The following is a 19,950-nucleotide window of genomic DNA, read 5'->3' on the forward strand; positions in this document are numbered from 1 at the left end:
CGTCCGCGCGCTGGAGGCACCGTTGCTGTTCACATCCGTCGACGACGTCTCCGCACGCCTCGCCGGGACGGGCTATCTCGCCTCGCCCGCCGTCGCGACGACGGTCTTCCTGGCCGACCGGCTCGGTAAGCCCCTCCTCGTGGAGGGCCCCGCCGGAGTCGGCAAGACGGAGCTGGCCAAGGCCGTCGCCCAGGTGGCCGGGGCCCGGCTGGTGCGCCTCCAGTGCTACGAGGGCGTCGACGAGTCCCGGGCGCTGTACGAGTGGAACCACGCCAAGCAACTGCTGCGCATCAGCGCCGGGCGCGACGAGAGCTGGGACGAGACGCGGACGGACATCTTCAGCGAGGAGTTCCTCCTGCCGCGTCCCCTGCTGACCGCCATCCGCGGGGACGATCCGAAGGTTCTGCTGATCGACGAGACGGACAAGGCCGACGTCGAGGTCGAGGGACTGCTCCTCGAAGTGCTCAGCGACTTCCAGGTGACGGTTCCGGAGCTGGGCACCATCGCCGCGACCAGCCGGCCCTTCGTGGTGCTCACCTCGAACGCGAGCCGTGAACTGTCCGAGGCGCTGCGCCGCCGCTGCCTGTTCCTGCACATCGGCTTCCCCGACGAGGAACTGGAACGCCGTATCGTCCGGTTGAAGGTGCCCGGCCTCGACCGGACGCTCACGGAGTCGGTGGTGCGGGTCGTGGGCGCGCTGCGCGAGATGGACCTGCGCAAGGTCCCGTCCGTCGCCGAAACCATCGACTGGGCCCGCACGTTGCTCGCCCTGGGCGCCGACACCCTCGACGAGGACGTCGTGCGCGACAGCCTCGGCGTGCTCCTCAAGCACCAGGACGACATCCTGAAGGCGGCGGCCAAGCTCGACCTGGGTGCCGTGTGACCGGCGCCGGCCCGGCGGCCGGTGTCGCGGACCGGCTGACCGGACTGGTCGGCGCGCTGCGCTCGCACGGCATGCGGATCGGCACCGGGGAGACCGTGGACGCCGCGCAGGCCGTCGAGGCGCTCGGCCTCGCGGACCGCGACCTGCTCCGGGAGGGACTCGCGGCCACGCTCCTGCACAACCCGGGACAGCGGCGGGTGTTCGACCCCGTCTTCGACGTCTACTTCCCCCGGGGCGTCGGAGCCCCCGACGCCCCGGCGCCCGCGGACCGCGATGACCTGCGGAACCGGCTCGCCGCAGCGCTGGCCGACGACGACCGTGCGCTCATGGCACGGCTGGCGATGGAGGCGGTCGAGGGCTTCGGCGGATACGGCGGCACGACCGCCACGGACGGCTGGTCGTCGTACCAGACGCTCGACCGGCTCCGTCCGCAGACGCTGATGGCCCGGGTACGGGACACGGTCCGCTCGGAGGGCGGGGCGCCGGGATTCACCGACCGGCTGCTGGAGGACGAGATCAGGGGGCGCATCGAGGCGTTCCGCCGGCTGGTGGCCTCGGAGGCGCGCCGCCGGGTCGCCGAGCGGCGCGACCGTGACGAGATCGCCCGGCGCGCGGTGGCCACGACCGCCGACCGCGTCGACTTCCTGTTCGCGGGCCGCGACCGCCTCGCCGAGCTGCGCAGGGTCGTCCAGCCGCTCGCGCGCAAGCTCGCCACCCGGCTCGCCGCGCGCCGCCGCAGGGCCCGGCGCGGCACCATCGACCTGCGGCGGACCCTGCGCGGATCGTTGTCCACCGGCGGGGTGCCGATGCGTCCGGTGCTGCGCCGACGGCGCCCGGTGCGCCCCGAACTGGTGCTGCTGTGCGATGTGTCGGGCTCGGTCTCGGGCTTCTCCGACTTCACGATGCTGCTGGTGCAGGCGCTGCACGACCAGTTCAGCAAGGTGCGGGTCTTCGCCTTCGTCAACCGGGTCGACGAGGTGACCGGGCTGCTGGTGCACGGCGCCGCCGACCCGGACGGGCTGAGCGCCCGGATCAATTCGGAGGCCACGCTCACCGGCTGGCACGACAGCAGCGACTACGGGGTGCCGTTCGGCGAGTTCACCGAGCGGTACTCCGGCGCGGTCGGCGCCCGGACGACCGTGTTCGTGCTCGGCGACGCCCGCACGAACAACAGCGACCCGAACCTGCCCGCGGTCCGCCGGCTCACCCGGCAGGCCCGCCGCGTCTACTGGCTGAATCCCGAGGCGCGTTCGCAGTGGGGCACGGGCGACTCCGTGGCTCCCGCCTACGCGGAACTCGTGGAGATGTACGAGTGCCGCAACGCCCAGCAGCTCAGCGCGCTGATCGGCCGCCTCCTGCCCGTCTGACCCGCGGGCCCGCGTGGACACGGCCCGCCGGTCAGGGTGCGAGGAGTCTGCGCAGCCAGGTGATCCGCGCGGCGCGGGCGGTACGGGAGAGCGGGGTGTTCGGGGCGAAGGAGTCGAAGCCGTGGAAGCCGCCCGGCCACACGTGCAGTTCGGCGACGCCGCCGGCCTGCCAGATCCGTGACGCGTAGTCGACGACCTCGTCCCGGAAGGTCTCCGCGGAGCCGACGTCGAGGAAGGCGGGCGGCAGCCCGGCGAGGTCGGTGGCCCGGGCGGGAGCCGCGTAGGAGGGGACGTCCGGGCCGCCTCGGGCGTCGCCCAGCACGGCGGTCCAGGCGGTCTCGTTGGCCGTACGGTCCCACGCGCCGACGCCCGCCATCTGGTACGCGGACGGGGTGTCGTTGCGGTCGTCGAGCATCGGGTACATGAGGACCTGGCCGATCGCCCGTGGGCCCCCGCGGTCCCGGCTGAGCAGGGCGAGCGCCGCGGTCAGGCCGCCGCCCGCGCTGGCGCCCGCGACGACGATCCGCTCGGGGTCGCCGCCGAACTCCGCCACGTGCCGCGCCGTCCACAGGAACCCGGCGTAGACGTCCTCCACCCCCGCCGGATACGGGTGTTCGGGCGCCAGCCGGTACTCGACGGACACCACGACCGCGTCCAGTTCCCTCGCCCACTCCAGGACGACCTCCACCCCGGCCCGGTTGTTGCCGAGGATCATGCCGCCGCCGTGGGCGTGGTAGATCACGGGGCGTGGCTGCCCGTCCTGGGGAGGCGCTGCGGGCGTCACCACGAACAGGGAGACGTCGGGGGCGCCTTCGGGGCCCGGCGCCGTCCGGTCGGTGGTCACGAAGGCGCCGTCCTGTGTGAGGTCGAACGCGGGCACCGCGATGTCCGGTCCGGCGTGCAGGGCGGTGATCTCCTCCAGGCTCAGCCCGGACGGCGTCGACGGGCCGACCGCGGCGAGGGCGGTCGCGAGGTCGGGGTCGAACGGGGGCGGTACCAGCAGCATGACGTCTCCTCGCGCTGAGCCCGGCGGCTCGTTCGACCATGATCGGCGCCGTGCCCCCGGACCGGGAGCCGCCGTGTGGCGGAACCTGCCCCCGACGGGGCGGCCCATGCCCGCCCGGCGTCCTCCGGGAAGGCCGGGAGCATGCCGGGAGCGGTCAGTGCGGAGCCAGCACGAGGCGCTGTCCGGGGGCCGTCGGGGTGCTCCAGGCGCGCTCCACCTCCGAGAGCGGGAGGACGAGCGGGTCGACGGCGAGGGTGCCCGAGGCGATCTCCGCGGCGAGGGAGGGGAGTTCGGCGACGATCCCGGCGGTGCTGACCGAGCCCTGGCCGCTTCCCATGATCTGGAGGTTGGCGGCCCGCAGCAGGAAGGACGGGAGGGTGATCTCCGCGCCGGCCATGGACCCGATCTGGATCCAGGCCAGTGCCTCGGCGCGCTCCGTGCGCGCGGTGAGGAGCGCGGGCATGGCCTGTTCGGTGGCCGGCCCCCACAGGTAGTCGATGACGACGTCCACGTCGGCGGCGCTCGCGGCGAGCCGCTCGGCGACCTCCTTGGGCTCGCCCAGCAGCGAGACGGTGTCGTCCGCTCCGAGCCGGGACACCAGGTCGAGCCGCTCGCCGTCGCGTCCGGCGGCGACGACGTGGCCCGCGCCGAGCCGACGGGCGATCTGGACGGCGAGCTGCCCCGCGTTGCCGGTCGCCCCCAGTACCAGGACACCGGCGCCCGGCCGGAGGGAGACGCGGCGCCGCAGGGCGATCCAGGAGGACATGGCCGGGTTCATCGCGGCGGCCACGGCGACCGGGTCGGTACCGTCCGGCAGGGCGACGGCGCGGCGGCGGTCGACGACGGCCCGTTCGGCCATGGTGCCCGGCACGTCGTCCCCGGCGACGAAGTAGAGCAGCTCGCCCCGGTCGGTGCGGCCGACGCCGTCCACGCCCGGGACCAGGGGCAGCGCGCCGTCCGAGGTGTAGTGGGAGCCGTCGGCGGCGGAGCGGACGCGGGGGTGGAGACCGGCCGCGAGGACGTCGACGAGCACCTCGTGCTCACTCCGGGGCGCGGGGGTGTCGAAGACGTCGAAGCGGGGCGGAGCGTCGAAGGAACGGACGACAGCGGCGTGCATGGGTGCCTCCTGGGCCGGGCCGGGCCCTTGTGGACGCGGGCGAACCGGCGTGAAAGGACCCGACTACTTGGTTCGTGTCACGTACTACTTGGACGGTAGTTTGCGGCACGTACTAAGTCAAGGTAGTTTGGGTCACGTACCGAGTGGGGTCGGTCGGCTTCGTGGGGGCCGTCCCGGCCTCCGGCCCGGACGGTGTCCCGGGCACCGCACCCGCGTGTCGCACCCGAACCGGACCGCGTCCGAACCAGGAGGGGGAACCGCCATGCCCGTCGGGCACATCAGGGAACCGGCCCGCGAGCCGGAGGCCGTCGAACAGGGGGGCGCCGCCGAACAGGGAGACACCGTCGACGCCCTGGTCCAGCTGTCGTTCCTGGTGCAGGGCGTGCTGGCGCGCATGGCGTCCGAGCACGACCTCTCCCTGATCCAGGTCCGCCTGCTCGGCATCCTGCGCGACCGCAGGCCCGGCATGCTCGAACTCGCCCGGCTGCTGGGCCTGGACAAGTCCTCGATGACCGGCCTGGTCTCCCGCGCGGAGAAACGCGGTCTGGTCCGGCGCGTCCCGTCGCCCGACGACGGCCGAGCCGTGCTGGTCGAACTGACGGCCGCGGGCCGGGAACTCACGGGCCGCTGCACCGCCGGGATGGGACGCGAGATCGCGGCTCTGACGGCGTCATTGACCACCGGTGAGCGCGCCCAGGTCACGGCCCTGGCCGGAAAGATCCTCGGCAACGCCCAGGAGACCGGGGCGGGATGACGCGCGAGCCGATCCGCCGCGGCGACACCCGGAGGTGACGCCGCGGCGGATCGGCGCGAGGCTCAGCCCTCGATGCGGTGGGTCGTCCAGAAGGACGTCAGGTCCGTGGTCGTGGCGGCCTGCGCCGCCGCCTTGAACTCGGCCGTGGTCGACACCCCGTACCAGTGCGAAGTGGCGTAGTCCTTCAGGAGTTTGGCCATGGCGGTGTCACCGAGGAGACGCCGCAGGTCGTGCAGGGCGCACTTGCCGTAGCCGTAGATGACGGTGGAGTAGCGGGACGAGTGCGTGTCCCAGTACGCCATCGAGTTGGTGATCTTCTCCGCGGAGGAGGCCCAGGAGACGCTGTTCCAGCAACTGGCGCCGGTCTTGTTCTGCGCGAGGTCGGTGGCGTAGTCGGTGAACGCCTCGTCCAGCCAGGGGCTGTTGTACTCGTCGTCGCCGACGATGCCGTAGAACCACTGGTGACCGATCTCGTGCGTCAGCGCGGTGGTGCTCACCAGGTCGAGGACGAACCCGGGGTACTCCATGCCGCCGAACCAGAAGTTGTTGTCGATCACCGCGTCCAGCTCGCCGTACGGGTAGGCCCCGAATCGGGCCGCGTGCGCGTCCACCGCGGACTTGGCGGTGGTGAGCATCGACTGGGCGTTGGCGGAGCTGATGCCCGACACGGAGTAGACGTTGACGGCCGTGCCGGCGGGGGAGGTGCCCGAGATCTTGGTGAACGGGCCCGCCGCCCAGGCGAAGTCACGCACCTTGGACGCGGTGGCCGTGGTGACGGTGCGTCCGCTGGAGCCGGGGGTGTCGACGGAGGTGCCGGTCGCCGGGACGAGCAGGCTCGTCGGGTGGTCCAGGGTGACCTTGAAGTCGGCGGCCAGCGAGTAGAAGGACTCGCCGTTGTTCGTGTACGGGTCCAGGTGCCAGCCCGCGCCGTCCTTCACCGCGAGCACCGGCAGGGCGTTGCCGATGAAGCTGAACGCGCCGTCGTAGCCGAAGCGGTCGGCGCCGCTCGGCACGGTGATGCCCAGGTCGAAGCCGATCGAGGTGCTCTGGCCCTGGGGCAGCGGAGACGCCAGCGTGATCTTCAGGGCCGTGCAGGCGACGGAGAGAGCGCCCGCGGTGCCCCCGGTGACGTTGCTGACGGTGATCGGCGGCGCGGTGCACGTGCCGTGGTAGTTGTCCCACAGCCTCAGGTACACCTCGCTGAGCGCGGTGGACGAGGCGTTGGTGAAGGTCGCGCTCTCGTGACCGGTCCAGACGGTGCCGCTGGTGTTGCTGCTCAGGCTGACCGTGTACGCCGGGGCCGCGGGGGTGCGGACGGAGTCGGCCGGCGGGGTCGCTTCACCCGAGGTGCTGAGGGCGATGTCGTCGAGGACGAAGCTGGTCTGCAGGCTGGAGTCCTCGGTGCCCGTGAACGCGACGGTCACGGTCTGACCGGCGAACGCCGACACGTCGAACGACTTCTGGGTGTACCCGGAGGCCTTGTTGAGGTTCGAGTACGTCGCCAGCGTGGTGCCGCCGATCTTGGCGGTGAGCTTGTCGTACGCCGTCGACGAGGTCGTCTCGGCCGTGTCGATGTGCAGCCAGAAGGTCAGGCTGGCGCTGCTGCACCCGGAAGGGATCGTCACGCTCTGCGAGAGCGTGTCCGTGTGGGTGCTGCCGACACCGTCCAGCCAGGCGAAGCTGCTGCCGCCGTGGGCGGACTGCCCCGAGCGGTTGGTGATCACACTCGTCGACGACTGCGTCCAGGGCGATGTTCCGCTCTCGAAGCCACCGTCGGTGACGACCTGGGACGGGGTGCAGGCGGCCGCGGCCGCCGGGACCGCGTGCGGCGCGGCCGCGGCGGGGGCGCTGGGGAGGCAGACGGCGGCCAGGGCGGCGACGCTGAGGAGGCGTGCCGCGATGGCCTTGCGGGGGGTTGGTCTCACACGAAACTCCTTTGAGGCGGCCGGATTCCGGCCTGCTCGGTGGCCGCCCGCGACGACTGGGGTGCGCCGGGTGGACGGCCGCGGGCCGCGCGCGGGTGCGCGCGATCGCTTGGTGAGATGTCCGTCCCGCCGCCCTGGGGTCAGGACGACGGCTCCCGGAAGCGTGGCAGATTTGACCGAGACATGCCATCGAAGCGCGGGAAAGGAGGCGGTTCGGTGAATCATGCGAATGCCCGGACCCGGGCCCCCTCCAGCGGAGCGCCCGGTACCGGATCCCGCCGCTCCTCGGCCCCCTCAGGACGCCGGTGTGCTCAAGGCCGGCGTCAGTCGGGACCAGGGGTTGGGGAGTTCGCCTGTCACCGGGCCCGTCACGGCTGCTCCGCGGTCGCGGGCGGTGCGGACGGCGAGCGGGACCAGTGACTCCGGGACGCCGTAGACGAGATGGCAGAACCGCTCGGACGGGTGCCGGGCGGTCCACTCCGGTCTGCTGAACGCCGCGACGTACGTGGACCAGTGGCCCTCGAACGTGACGAGCAGGTCCGCGAGACGGGCGTACCCCGGAGCGGGGTGGACGCCCGGGTTCAGGACCAGGGGCGCCGCGCCCAGCCGGCGGACGCTCCGCACCAGCCGCTTGAAGACCGGCAACGCTTCGGTGGTCGAGGCCACCCGGTCGAGGAAACAGCCCTGGGTGCCGTACCAGTCGCGGTGGCGCAGCACCTCGTCCGCGATCTCGTCCGGATCGCGCGCGCCGTAGTCCGTGTCGACGTAGCCGAGCAGCCGGGCGCCCGCCGCCCGGAGCGCGCCGGTCGCCGCCGTGAACGCCGGATCGGGGTCCGTGCCCGGCCCGTCCGCCGGGTTGATGACCACACCGTAGGTGCGGTCGGCCGATGTGATGAGACGGTGCCAGGCGCCGGGGTCCTCGCTCGGGTGCACATACAGCGGGATCAGCAGGCTCATCGCACCCGGTCGCCTTCCGGCCGCCCCGCCCGGGCGGCCTCCGACACGGATGTCCAGAGCGCGGTCAACGAGTCGTCGAGGGTCGACGCAGGGCGCCAGCCCAGGGATTCAGCGGCGGCCGTGATGTCGGAGCACTGCCACGACACCGCGCCGGAGCGGTCGGAGCCGGCGCCCTTCTCCTCGATCCGTCCCCGGAACCCGGACGCGCGGGCCAGCCCGCCCACCAGGTCCCGTACCGGAACGGCCCTGCCCGCGCCGATGTTGAGGATCCGGGGCAGCGGCCCCGGGGCCTTCGCCGCGGCCGCCGCCGCCCGCGCCACGTCGCGTACGTCCACGAAGTCGCGGTACGCCGACAGGTCGCCCAGCCGGATCACCGCGTCCGGATCCGTCCCGGCCGCGCGCAACAGCCCCGCGATCCGGCCCGGAAGGCCGGCCGAGGGTGCGCCGGGTCCCACCGGGTTGCCCACCCGCAGTACCACCGCGTCCAGCCCGGACACGCTGACGGTGACCGTCCCGGCCAGCTTGGTGGCCCCGTAGGGGGTGAGCGGGTGGGTCGCCGCCGACTCGGCGACGGCGCTGCCGCGGACGCCGGGGCCGTACTCGGCCGCCGAGCCCAGGTGGACGAGCCGCGCGGACGGCGCCGCTTCGCGCAGCGCCGCACAAAGTACCGCCGGGCCGCGGGAGTTGACCTCGGCGAGGGTCACGGCGTCACCGCCGGTGGCCCCGGCGCAGTTGATCACGGCGTCGGGTGCGGCCTCGGCCAGCGTCGCCGCCAGCCGCTCCCGGCCGTCGGTGGCGAGGTCGACGCCGAACTCGGCGCCGGGCGAGCGGCCGCCGCCGAACACCCGCACGCCCGGCAGGGCGCGCAGGTGCTCGACGACATGGCCGCCCAGATAGCCGGTGTGGCCCAGGACGAGGATGCGCATACGGCGGTCAGGCTCCCTTGAGCAGCAGAGACTTGCGGGTGGTGAACTCGGCGTTCGCCCGGTCGTAGTCGTCCGGGCGGCCGATGTCGAGCCAGTACCCGTCGAAGTCGTAGGCGTGCGGCTCGTTCCGGCTCCGCAGCAGGTCGAGGACCAACTCGTCGAAGCCCAGCGGCAGTCCCGGGGTGTAGCCGTCGAGCGTGGACCGGGACAGACCGTACACACCCATCGAGACGCGGTAGTCCATGCTCGGCTTCTCCGTGAAGGCCACCACCTTGCTGTCGGCGGTGGTCAGCACACCGAAGTCGATGTGCACCTTGCGCGCGTACGTCGCGATGGTCAGCGGTGCGCCCGAACTCCGGTGCTGGACCAGGACATCGGCGAAGTCCAGATCGGTGAGCACGTCGCCGTTCATCACGAGGAACGACTCCGGGAGCCGTTCCCGCATGGTGAGCAGCGGCCCCATGGTGCCGAGGGGGCTCTCCTCCGTGGCGTAGTCGACGGCCAGGCCCCACTGCGAGCCGTCGCCGACGTAGGCGCGGATGATCTCGCCGAGATGGCCTATCGCGATGGTGCAGCCGGTGAACCCGGCCGAGGCGAGCTGGCGGAGCACGATCTCCAGGATCGCGTGCTGGTCGCCGATGGGCACGAGCGGCTTGGGCAGTGCGGTCGTGTAGGGCCGCAGCCGGACGCCCTTGCCTCCTGCGAGAATCACAGCGTGCATGGGGCTCCTCCTTCGTGGTCGTGCCGGACGGGTCAGATGTTGTAGATGCCGGTCTTGTAGCGGGCGAGGTTCGCCGGGTCGCGGAAGAACTCCACGGTGTGCGCCAGCCCCTGTTCGAGCTGATGGGCCGGGCTCCAGCCGGTCGCCCCGGTGAGCCGGGTCGCGTCGGCGACCAGGCGCATCACCTCGGAGTTCGGCGGCCGGACGCGCTGTGCGTCCTCGCGCACGTCGAGGGCGGTGTCCATCACCTTGCCGATCAGGGCGACCAGATCGCCGACCGAGATCTCCCCGCCCGTACCGGCGTTGAAGGTGTGGCCGACGACCTGCTCGGCGGGCGCCGTGCCCACCGCGAGGAACGCCTGCGCGGTGTCCCGCACGAACGTGAAGTCGCGGGTCGGACGCAGGTCGCCGAGGGTGATGGTGCGTTCGCCCGCGGCCACCTGGCCGATGACGGTCGGGATGACCGCGCGCATGGACTGACGCGGGCCGTAGGTGTTGAACGGCCGCAGGGTGACCACCGGTGTGCCGAAACTCGCGTGGTAGCTGTCCGCGAGCCGGTCCCCGCCCGCCTTCGAAGCGGCGTACGGGGACTGCGTGTTGATGGGGTGGTCCTCGGTGATCGGCACGGTCTGCGCGGTGCCGTAGGTCTCGCTGGTGGAGGTGTGCACCAGCCGGGGCGTGCCGAGGGCGCGCACGGCCTCCAGCACGTTGAGGGTGCCGGTCACGTTGGTGTCCACGTAACTGTGCGGCGCCTGGTAGGAGTACGGGATCGCGATGAGCGCGGCCAGGTGGTAGACGCAGTCCGCGCCTTCGGCGAGCCCCCGGACCGAGCCCGGGTCGCGGACGTCGCCGAGGACGATCTCGACGTGCTCCAGGACGTCGGCGCTCAGGGTCTCCAGCCAGCCGTACGAGGAGAAGGAGTTGTACTGGGCCATCGCCCTCACCCGGTGCCCGGAGGCGACCAGCGCCTCGGTGAGGTGGGAGCCGATGAAACCCTCGGCTCCGGTGACGGCGGCGAGCGGTGCGGAGGTCAACTCGTGGGTCCTTCCGGTCGGTTGCTCGGGTGGTGCGGAGGTGTTTCCGGTACGTGCGGCGGTCCCGCGGACGCGGTGGTCCGGGCGGTCACGCGGGCGGTGGTCAGGCGTGCGGGGCGGGCCGCCCCAACAGCCGCACGGCACAGGCCGTCAGACACAGGGCGGCCGCGCCGCAGAACACGGAGAGCGCGAGAGCGGTCGGCGGGGAGCGGAGCGACCCGGCCGCGGCGGCTCCGCCGGCCGCCGCGAGACAGACCGCGGCCGGTGGCCAGGCCACCCCGAAGGCCTGGAGCAGCAGCGCGGTCCAGAGCGTGGCCGCGAGCAGCAGCAGCGGAGCCGGTTCCGCTCCCGTGAGCAGGGCCGCGGGCAGCAGCGGCAGGACGTAGAGGAGCAGGCAGAGCCCGAGGACGCCCGCCGAGCGCAGCAGGAAGGCGGCCGGGGTCGCGGTCGCCCGCAACGCCGCCACCGACATCCCGCGGTACCGGTACAGCAGCCACTCCGCCGGACCCATGCTGACCGTCAGCACGATCACGGCGTACGGATGCTGCCGCCCCTCCAGCAGGACCAGGACCCCGGCCGAGAGTCCGAACAGGCCGTACGGCAGGGAGCGCAGGAGCGCCGGGTGGGCGCCGCCGGGGGCCGGGGCGGTGGCCAGGGCGGCACGCAGCGACCAGCCGGCCGCGGCGACGGCGCCGAGCACCGACAGCAACGGGAGCGCGAGCCGCAGGGTGTCTCCCGGTTCCCACCAGGGCAGGGCGAGGGCGCCGGCGACGAGCGGGCCCAGCGCGGCCAGCAGCAGCCGCTCCCCGCCCAGTACCAGCAGCACCCCGGCCGCCGCGAGATACACGGACTGCGCCGCCGCCACCGCGACCGCCGTGCCGGATCCGGCGATCAGTGATCCGGCCGCGGTCGCGGTGAGCGCGCCGAGCGGCGCCCCCTTGAGGAGGGTGCGGCCGGCCTCGCGGCGGCCCGTGGTCATCCGCAGGTAGGCGCGGTGCCCGAGTGCCTGGCCCCAGGCCCAGGAGACCAGCCCGGCCGCCACCAGGACGCGGAGGTCACCGCCCGCGTGCCACAGCGGCCCGGTGAGGGGATAGGCCAGGCCCGGCAGGGCGAAGAGCGCCCCGCGCAGCGCGCAGCGCACATGATCGGGCCGCCAGGGGTTCGCGGGCCTGGCCGGCTCGGGGAACGTACGCGGCACGCGCTCGTACAGGGCGGACGCGAGGGAGAAGAGGTTCGGGTGTCCGTACCGTTCCTGGATGACCTCGGCGGTGAGCCCCTCGGACTCCAGCAGCGCGGCCACCTCGTACGGATGGACGGCCGGCCCGATGCCGTCGGCCAGTTCGGCCGCGAGCAGGTCGACCGCGTCCTGGCGGGTGCCGCCCTCCGGCGCGCGCGGGGCGGGGCGGTCACCGGCGACCCGCAGGGACAGGGTGTCCCGCGTGCCGCCGGGTTCGAGAGCCATCGGTCCGCTCATCCGGCCAGGCTCCTCGGTCTCGACGGGAGCACCTCGGCGCCCACGGAGGTGACCGGGGTTCCGGCCGTCCCGGGAACACCGGGGACGTACCGGCCGAGGGCCGACAGCTCCAGGTAGATGGACCGGAAGGTGTCGACGGTCTGGCGCAGCGTGAACTGCTCGATGACCCGCAGCCGGGCGGCCTCACCCATGGCGTGCCGGCGGGCGGGGTCGCCGAGCAGTGCGAGGGCGGCCGCCGCCATGGCGTCCGGATCGCGCGGCGGTACGACGAGACCGCTGTCGCCGACGGCCTCGCGCACCCCGCCCACGTCCGTGGACACCGTCGCCCGCCCGCACGACATGGCCTCGATCAGAGTGAACGGGAAGCCCTCGCTGATGCTGGAGAGCATCACCACGTTCCCCGCGGCGTACGCGTCCCTGATGTCCTCGACCCGTCCCTCGAAGGTGACGGCGTCCGCGTGACCGAGCCGGGCGGCCAGCGCCTCGCACCGTTCCCGGTACGCCTCGCCGCCACGCGGTGTGCCGCCGAACAACCGCAGCCGGGCGTCCGGGAGTTGCTCGCGGACCAGGGCGAACGCGCGGATCAGCGTCTCCAGGTCCTTGATCGGGTCGACCCGGCCGGCCCAGCTGAGGGTCGGCGGCTCCGGCTCCGGACCCGCGGGCGGGAAGGCCGCGGGGTCCACGCCGTTGTACACCGTCCGGATCGCCTCGGGCGCGGCACCGCCCTGCTCCTCCCACAGCCGGTTGTACCGGTTGCCGGGGGTGATCAGCGCGGCCCGCCGGTACGTCTCCTCCGCGAGCAGCCGGAAGAAGCCGAGGACGACGGCCTTCACCGGCCAGCGGTACGGCCCGGTGCGGTAGCCGAGATACCGCTCCCGCAGGTAGACACCGTGCTCGGTCAACAGCAGCGGTACGCCGTGCCGTTCCAGGGCGGCGAGGCCCGGCAGCGCGGCCACGCCGCCGCTGACCGCGTGGGCCACCCCGTGCTCGGGCAGCGGCGCGGCCAGCGGGCGCAGCGCGTGTTCGAGCAGGGCGGTTGCCGTGAGGGCGTCGTGCAGGGTCGGCCGGGCCTCCCGCACGGCGAGCCCCGGACGGTTCCACACACCGGTCAGCACGCGGATCGCGTGGTCGCCGCGCAGGAAGGGGCTCAGCATGCCGTCGGCCGCGGCGCGCGCCATCGCGTACAGCGCCGCGGGGAACCGTTCCTCCGCGCACGGGTCGAGCAGGGAGGTCAGGAACTGTTCGTAGGCCGCGGCGAGTTGATTGCGCCGGCGGCCGCGGGGCGGACGGCCGTCGGGTGCGGGCCCCCACATGGGGACCGACACCACGTCCGCCACGTGTGCGGGGATGTCCCACACGACGGGCTCGCGGCCGGTGCCGGTCACGGCGACGACCTCGAACGTGATGTCGGGCATACCGCCGACGAGTTGGTCGCACCAGACGCTGACGCCGCCGTGACTGTGCGGGTAGGTGCCTTCGGTGAGCAGGGTGACGCGCGTCGCGTTGGGATCGCGCGCGCCGCGGGGAACGTGCATCGGTGTGCTCCACGGCCGAGGTGTGGGGTGGTCGTGCCCGTCCCGGCCGCCCAGGGTGCGGCCGGGACCTTCGGTCGGTGCGCCGCTCAGTTGTCCGGGGCGAAGGGGACCTGTTCGCTGACGCCCGCCGGTACGCGGGTGCGCGGCGTGCCGCTGGTCGCGGGCTGCCGCTTCGCGTGGACGGCCGCGGACAGCGTGGGCGTGCCCGACGGCAGGCCGAGCGTGACGGGTGAGCCGGCCGAGGCCGTCCATCCCGAGACCGCGCCCGCGTACGCCGTGCCGAAGTCCGCGGTGCCCGACCTGGTGCCGGCGGGCAGGGTGGCGGTGATCGCGACGCCGTTCGGCGCCTGCACGGTGACGGTGTCGCCGACGCGGTAGGCACTCACCCGACCGGAGTCCACGGCCGCCTTCCACGCGGCGCGGCGCCGCAGCTCGACGCCGATGTCCTTCATCCGCAGGTTCACCACCGGGGTGTCGTCCGCGAACAGGTCCTTGTAGCCGTCGAGGACCCCGTCGAGCACCGGGTACGCGATGCGCTCCTCGGCGAGGTTGGACTGGTGGATGAAGTGCGGCTTCGGATCGTTGGAGAGCACGTGGCCGAGGTCGATCCGGGTTTCCAGCGGCACGATGTGGTCGGCGTAGCCCGTGCTGGTGCTCAGCGGCGCCGGCAGGCAGGTCGAGGTGTCCGGGTGGTCCTCGCAGATGCCGCTGCCGCCCTGGGCGCGGCTGGTGTAGATCCAGTTGTACTCGTCGACCTGCTCGGCCGCCCGGCCCGCGTTGTAGAAGACGTTCATCGGGTAGCGCGGGACGGTGGTGGCGGGGCCGACCTGACGCTGGCCGGCCTCACGGGAGTTGTCGGAGCCGAGCCAGGTGACGCCGTTGTCGGCGAGCGCCGGCGCCAGGTTGGGGTTGTCGACGGGCTGCTGCGGCGAGAGCTTCAGACCGGAGTGCTCACCGGTGATCAACTCCTGGTTGTCCAGCGGCAGTCCGGCGGCCTGCCCCCAGACGCGGTTGGCGGCGATCTCGTCGGAGACGGCGGTGCGCGACACCCAAGAGGTGCTGCCGTCCGCGTTGGTGGCGCATCTCCAGGGCAGCACGCTGACGTCCTGCTCGCAGCCGAGGAACGCGTGCGTGAAGGTGTGGTTGATCCAGCGGAACCGGTCGCGGTCGGCGATGAGTCTGTCCGCCAGCGGGTCGGCGCCGTTGTTGTCCTCGCGCTGGTCGACACTGCCCGCGCCGTTGTACGCGAGGTCGAGGGTGAAGTTCTGTCCGGCCTGCCAGGCGACCGCGTGGTCGACGTCCGCCGGGGTCATCCGGATCGGGTTGGCCACGCCTTCGCCCTGCGGGCAGTCGATGTCGCCCGGGGTGCAGTTGAGCGTCGTGTCCCAGCGGTCGTCACCGGCGAAGACGTCGTCCACGTGGACGGCGAAGTAGTTGCGCGAGGCGCCGAGGTGCACGCCCTGCGTCATCCACTCCACGATGCCGCGCGCCAGCAGCCGGAACTGCTGCTGGTACCGGTTGTACACGAACGTGACGACCAGCTCGCGGCGGCCGTCGTGCCGGTACTCGCCCACGAGGGAGCCGCGCGAGGAGCTTCCCGGGATCGGCGCGTCGACGTAGGGCGTGAAGTCGGCCCCGGTCGCGGGCGTCGACAGATGCGCGTAACTCTCGCCCACGTCGGGCGAGTTGTCCTCGAACGGCACGGCGCCGTCCAGATAGCCGAAGGGCCCGGCCCTGCCGGCTGCCGTGACCTGTGCGCGCACTCCGTCGAGGCTGCCCGAGTAGCCGCCGGTGACCGGGTACTGCAGCCCGGCCTCGGGACGGGCGTAGGTGTAGGCGTCGACCTGCGGGATCGCGAACGTCTGCTCGTACGCCGCGAGGGCCGCCATCTCGGCGGAGTTCGCCGCGAACGGGTTGTCGTTGGGCAGGACTACCGCCTGGAATCTGGCCCGCGGGACGCCGCCGACGGTGTCCGCGAGGAACCCGGCGTCGATGACCGGGCGGCCCGACTGCGCCAGGTCGACCTCGGTGTACGGCGTTCCGGCGGTGTCCAGTTCGGCGGCGATGGCGTCGGTCGCGGGTCCGCCGTCGCTCACGATCAGCACCCGCAGATCGATGCGGGGTGCGACCGGATCGGCGTGCGCCGTGCCGGCGGGTAAGCCGAGCGAGGCAATGAGCGCGCCGACCGTGAGCGCGGTCGTGCGAATGGTCCGCTTCATGCGGTGAAGTCCCCTCCCCGGGCAGGGGTGAGTGCTGCTCCCGTGGAGCGGACCACCCCCTGGCGTGACGCCACCGCCCCCCTCAGACGTCGGTCGTCAACGCTCTCGTCGCGTCACATAGTGATGTCTCTGTGTAGCTTTCGTGCGCCTGCTGCGAAACATGACGGAAAAGAGCAGGTATCCAACAGACGCCGCGAGAAGGCCAGTTGAGGGTGCATCGAGCGCCGCGGCGCACGCGGCGCGAAGGCCGCCGGGGGCGCCTGTGCTGGCCCCGCCTTGAGGAGTGGCGGATCTGGAACACCGGAGTCCGCCCGAACGTGGTGCCAGTGGTCCAGACCACAGGGGTCATCAGGGCGAGTGATCGGTTTTTGGTCACCCTGATCCGCTCCCGGGGCGCATCGCTTCTGGCGGTGAGCCGATGCCGAGGGGCGGCCGGTCGCGCGCGTCGCGCGGGCCGGCCGGCCCCTGAAGGTGATGGATCAGGCGCAGAGCACACGGGTCTCGGGCGTGTACGCCGGGCCGCCGCTGGTGCTCGTGCTGTCGCTGAACTCGGCGTAGTAGTACGAGTAGAAGCCGATGTTCCCGTTGCAGCCGGAGTCGGCGGCGACCTGGAGGGTCAGCGTGACGGTACGGCTCTGGCCGGGCGGGATGGTGGACCCGTAGTTCGGGCCGAGGTTGGTGGGCCCGGTACCCGAACACGGAACGCCGCCGGTGGCCGTGGCCAGTGTGCAGCCGCTGAAGGTGTACTTCAGATCGGGACGCTGGGTGGTCAGCCAGGTCGGTTCGATCGTCTGGTAGACGAACCACACGTCGTACGTCCGGTGGTTGGTGATCGTCATCGAGAGGTTCACCGTGCCACCGGGGGTGGTCGTGGCGCTGTCGCTGGTGAAAGTCAGGTCGGCCGGGGCGGGGTCGGCCGCGCTCGAGGTGGGAGCCCATCCGAAGAGGGCGATGACGAAGGCGAAGGCGAGGGTGAGAACGGAGGTGGGACCGAGGCGTCTCGGCTGTGTTGATCGCATGGCCCCGGAGGCTAGGCATGCGGCGCACGCACCGTCTGCCCCCGTACGGCCACGGAGTGTCACTGACGGCCGGAAGTGGACGACCGGTGTGCCCGGTGTGTAGGTGCCGTGTGCGGCCGCCGTTCTCCGGGACGGCCCTGCGATGACCGGGTGACGCGGAACCGGCGCCTGCCGGCATCGGACGAGGCGTGGCGGTCCGGCCGAGCCGCCGCTATTGGCGGATACCGTGCGCCGGCCCGGCCGTGCGGGCGTCGCCGAAGGGTCCGATCCCGCGGCGGATCCGGCCAGGGAGCGGTGTTCCGGCCGGTCAGGCCCGTGTCGGCGGGAGCGTCGAACACGACCGGGAATCCCCGTGCATGAAGCGGGAGAGGGAGGGCACAAGAAGGTCAGCTCGTGGTTGCCTCCCCCCCCCGGCACCCCCGAGCACTCGGCCCCGCCCGCCGTCCCGCCCCCCTGGACCGCGAGGCGGGGCCGCAATCGTTCGTCCCCCGAGGCGTGCCGCCGCTCACGCCCCCGAGCGTGTCGGGTGCGGAGCGGGCCGGTCCCCTCAGCCGTGCTCCAGCGAGCGGGACTCCGCGCGGTGGTCGTAGAAGGCCCAGGCCGTCACGGCCACCACCGCGGTCACCGCCACCGCGGCGACGCGCAGACCCCCGGACGTCAGGAAGGCGACCAGCCCCACCAGGGCGCCGCCCCCCAGCATGATCATGCGGCTGGCGAAGTGCTGACCGGGGGACTGCGGCTCCTCGCGGTCCTTGAGGTCGCGCAGTGCGTCCCGGGCGGGACGGCTGGAGCCGCGCCGGGCCCGTGTCCGGTACTGAAGGCCGTAGCTGATCAGGCAGTAGAGCGCGAGAGCCCCCAGTGCCCACAGCCAGGCCTGGCCGTCGGCCGTCCCACCACCGTGCATACGTGCCAGATACATGACAGCTCTCCTCCGGGAGGCCCATCGCCAAGGGCATCCGGATGCCCGCGAAACCCGCGAACACGCGTGTCCGCGAGGAGCCGCACGCCTTCCGTGTGGCGCAATGGAGAAATCGCCGGACAAGGGGTGTCGGCCTCCGGGAACGGGACACCCGGTCCTCCGCAGCGGGACGACACGCTGTGAAGGGGTGACCGGACTCCGGTCACCGGGGGTGCGCCGCACGAAGCGGAAGCGCACACCCGCACAGGAGTTGGAGGAATTCTTCGTGAACGAGAACCTTTGGGGTTACGGCCCGACCGCCGGTCACACGCCCGACGCGGACCTCACCGGCTACAAGGTGGAGGCCACGGACGGTCACATCGGCAAGGTCGACAAGCACTCCGACGAGGTCGGTTCTCAGTACATCGTCGTCGACACCGGCGTCTGGATCTTCGGCAAGGAGGTCCTGCTGCCCGCCGGGACGATCACGTCGATCAGCCACGAGGACAGGACCATCCAGGTCGCGCGGACCAAGGACGAGATCAAGTCGGCACCGGAGTTCGACAAGGAGAAGCATCTCGGTGATCCGCACTACCGCGACCAGCTCGGCGGTCACTACGGATCCGGTCACTGACCCGAACGCGAGTGCCGGTGCCGCCTCCGAGAGGGGCGGCACCGGCGTCGTCCGTGTCCGGACCCGATGCGGCCGCCCGGCGTGGCCCCGCATCCGCCCGGCGGACCCGACGGGAAGATCGGTCGAGGAGGGCGCGACCGTCGCCGTACGGACGCCGGAGCGCGCCCGGACCAGACCGCGCCCGCCGGCGCGCGGACGGACCGGCTGCTCGGAGGATGATGCCCATGACCGCGAAGCGCGGTGTGCCCGATGTCCTGGTCGTCGGAGGTGGCCTCGCCGGTCTGGCGTGCGCCCGCGATCTCGCCGGGAACGGCTTCGACGTCCGGGTGCTGGAGGCGTCGGACGGGGTGGGCGGCCGGATGCGATCCGACCGGCACGACGGATTCGTCATCGACCGGGGCTTCCAGGTCTTCAACACGTCCTATCCGCAGGTCCGGCGCCGTCTCCCGCTGCGCGACCTGCGTCTGCGTCCCTTCACCCCCGGCGTCCTGGTCCACACCCCGGACGGTCCGCTGCGTTTCAGCGACCCGACCCGCGCCCCCCGGCAGCTCGGCGACCTGCGACCGGGGCGGCTCGCGGGAACCCGCGACCTGATCGCGCTGGCGGTCCTGTCCGGCCGGGACATGCTCGCCCCGGCGCGCTCCCTGAAGCGCGGTGAGGACCGCACCACCCGCACGGCGCTGGCCTCGGCGGGCTTCTCCGAGGAGTTCGTGGAACGGTTCTTCCGGCCCTTCCTGTCCGGAGTGTTCCTGGAGGACCAACTGGAGACCTCCGGCAAGGTGTTCCACCTCGTCTGGCGCAGCATGCTCCGCGGCACGCTGTGCCTGCCCGACGCGGGCATCGGGGCGGTCCCGCGTCGGCTGGCCGACGCGCTTCCCCCGGACACCGTGCGCCTCGACACGCCGGTCGCACGTCTCTCCGACGACGGAGTGGAGCTGGACGACGGGTCCGAACTCGCCGCGCGCGCCGTGGTCGTGGCGACGGGCCCCGGCCCCGCCGGCCGTCTGCTGCCGGACCTCGTCCTCCCGGCCTACCGTGTCGTGACGACGTACTACCACGCCGCGCCCAGCACGCCGCTGGCCGAGCCCACGCTGATGACGGACACCCGCCGACGCTTCCTCAACACCTGCGTCCTCAGCGAGGTGGTTCCCGGCTACGCGCCCCCCGGGACGTCGCTCATCGCCACCTCGGTCCTCGGCCCGGAGCAGGAGGGGCAGGAGGTCTGGCTGCGCGACGCGCTCGCCGAGGCGTACGGCACGGACACCTCCGGCTGGGAACCGCTGACCGTGCGGACGATTCCCGACGCCCTGCCCGCGATGCCCCCGCCCCAGCCGCTCACCCGTGCCGCCCGGCTCTCGGCGGGACGCTACGTGTGCGGGGACCATCGGACGACCGGATCGGTGCAGGGTGCCCTCGCGTCCGGAGCACGCGCCGCCCGTGAGGTCGCGCGGGACCTGGCCGGGCAGCCGTGACGGGCGGCC

General features: G+C 72.8%; 17 protein-coding genes. 5 read left to right on the forward strand and 12 right to left on the reverse strand.

All coding sequences use genetic code 11. The annotated features are described in order from the left end of the window. Positions 1-25 precede the first annotated feature (25 nt). Together B0675_RS23340 and B0675_RS23345 are read left to right on the forward strand one after the other, a co-directional pair. The gene (locus B0675_RS23340; protein WP_081221957.1) at positions 26-883 is read left to right on the forward strand and encodes a MoxR family ATPase; all 858 of its coding nucleotides are present in this window, start codon (positions 26-28) and stop codon (positions 881-883) included. Between the two features lie 71 nt (positions 884-954). After that, positions 955-2,250, forward strand: coding sequence for a VWA domain-containing protein (locus tag B0675_RS23345; RefSeq protein ID WP_081221958.1), 1,296 nt, complete (start codon positions 955-957; stop codon positions 2,248-2,250). Positions 2,251-2,281: 31 nt separating this feature from the next. Here the strand turns inward: B0675_RS23345 and B0675_RS23350 are convergent, their stop codons facing one another. Both B0675_RS23350 and B0675_RS23355 read right to left on the reverse strand, forming a co-directional pair. Continuing rightward, positions 2,282-3,256, reverse strand: a complete 975-nt coding sequence (locus B0675_RS23350; protein ID WP_081220766.1) for an alpha/beta hydrolase — start codon at positions 3,254-3,256, stop codon at positions 2,282-2,284. 154 nt (positions 3,257-3,410) lie between these two features. Further along, the gene (locus tag B0675_RS23355; RefSeq protein ID WP_081220767.1) at positions 3,411-4,373 is read right to left on the reverse strand and encodes a zinc-binding dehydrogenase; all 963 of its coding nucleotides are present in this window, start codon (positions 4,371-4,373) and stop codon (positions 3,411-3,413) included. A gap of 262 nt (positions 4,374-4,635) precedes the next feature. On the opposite strand from B0675_RS23355, the gene B0675_RS23360 reads away from it, so the two are divergent. Beyond that, a complete protein-coding gene (locus B0675_RS23360; RefSeq protein WP_081220768.1) occupies positions 4,636-5,127 on the forward strand; it encodes a MarR family transcriptional regulator in 492 nt (163 codons plus the stop codon). A gap of 62 nt (positions 5,128-5,189) precedes the next feature. Here the strand turns inward: B0675_RS23360 and B0675_RS23365 are convergent, their stop codons facing one another. From B0675_RS23365 to B0675_RS23410, 10 genes are all read right to left on the reverse strand, one after another. Next, positions 5,190-7,052, reverse strand: a complete 1,863-nt coding sequence (locus B0675_RS23365; RefSeq protein ID WP_081220769.1) for a M1 family aminopeptidase — start codon at positions 7,050-7,052, stop codon at positions 5,190-5,192. A gap of 294 nt (positions 7,053-7,346) precedes the next feature. Continuing rightward, a complete protein-coding gene (locus B0675_RS23370; RefSeq protein WP_081220770.1) occupies positions 7,347-8,009 on the reverse strand; it encodes a spherulation-specific family 4 protein in 663 nt (220 codons plus the stop codon). Next, on the reverse strand, positions 8,006-8,935 hold the full coding sequence (locus tag B0675_RS23375) for an NAD(P)-dependent oxidoreductase (RefSeq protein ID WP_081220771.1): 930 nt from the start codon (positions 8,933-8,935) through the stop codon (positions 8,006-8,008). Before B0675_RS23375 ends, B0675_RS23370 begins: the two co-directional genes overlap by 4 nt. Before the next feature lie 7 nt (positions 8,936-8,942). After that, a complete protein-coding gene (locus B0675_RS23380; protein WP_081220772.1) occupies positions 8,943-9,656 on the reverse strand; it encodes a sugar phosphate nucleotidyltransferase in 714 nt (237 codons plus the stop codon). 32 nt (positions 9,657-9,688) lie between these two features. Next, positions 9,689-10,690: a GDP-mannose 4,6-dehydratase gene (locus B0675_RS23385; protein WP_081220773.1), complete on the reverse strand. Its 1,002-nt coding sequence runs from the start codon at positions 10,688-10,690 to the stop codon at positions 9,689-9,691. Positions 10,691-10,793: 103 nt separating this feature from the next. Beyond that, positions 10,794-12,164 carry a hypothetical protein gene (locus B0675_RS23390; RefSeq protein WP_081220774.1) on the reverse strand — a complete coding sequence of 457 codons (1,371 nt, stop codon included), beginning with the start codon at positions 12,162-12,164 and terminating at the stop codon, positions 10,794-10,796. After that, on the reverse strand, positions 12,161-13,699 hold the full coding sequence (gene pelF / locus B0675_RS23395) for a GT4 family glycosyltransferase PelF (protein ID WP_081220775.1): 1,539 nt from the start codon (positions 13,697-13,699) through the stop codon (positions 12,161-12,163). The genes B0675_RS23390 and pelF overlap by 4 nt, the downstream gene beginning before the upstream one ends. Positions 13,700-13,785: 86 nt before the next feature. After that, positions 13,786-15,918, reverse strand: coding sequence for a hypothetical protein (locus tag B0675_RS23400; protein ID WP_081220776.1), 2,133 nt, complete (start codon positions 15,916-15,918; stop codon positions 13,786-13,788). Between the two features lie 479 nt (positions 15,919-16,397). Continuing rightward, a complete protein-coding gene (locus B0675_RS23405; RefSeq protein ID WP_081220777.1) occupies positions 16,398-16,937 on the reverse strand; it encodes a hypothetical protein in 540 nt (179 codons plus the stop codon). Positions 16,938-17,484: 547 nt separating this feature from the next. Continuing rightward, complete coding sequence (locus tag B0675_RS23410; protein WP_081220778.1) at positions 17,485-17,856, reverse strand: hypothetical protein; 372 nt, start codon at positions 17,854-17,856, stop codon at positions 17,485-17,487. A 265-nt stretch (positions 17,857-18,121) separates the two neighbouring features. On the opposite strand from B0675_RS23410, the gene B0675_RS23415 reads away from it, so the two are divergent. Continuing rightward, positions 18,122-18,469 (forward strand): PRC domain containing protein, encoded by a 348-nt coding sequence (locus B0675_RS23415; RefSeq protein WP_081221959.1) that lies wholly within the window; start codon positions 18,122-18,124, stop codon positions 18,467-18,469. A gap of 215 nt (positions 18,470-18,684) precedes the next feature. Further along, positions 18,685-19,941, forward strand: coding sequence for an NAD(P)/FAD-dependent oxidoreductase (locus tag B0675_RS23420; RefSeq protein WP_107482710.1), 1,257 nt, complete (start codon positions 18,685-18,687; stop codon positions 19,939-19,941). Positions 19,942-19,950 lie beyond the last annotated feature (9 nt).

The organism is Streptomyces sp. M41(2017), from assembly GCF_002078175.1.
Taxonomy (GTDB): Bacteria; Actinomycetota; Actinomycetes; order Streptomycetales; family Streptomycetaceae; genus Streptomyces.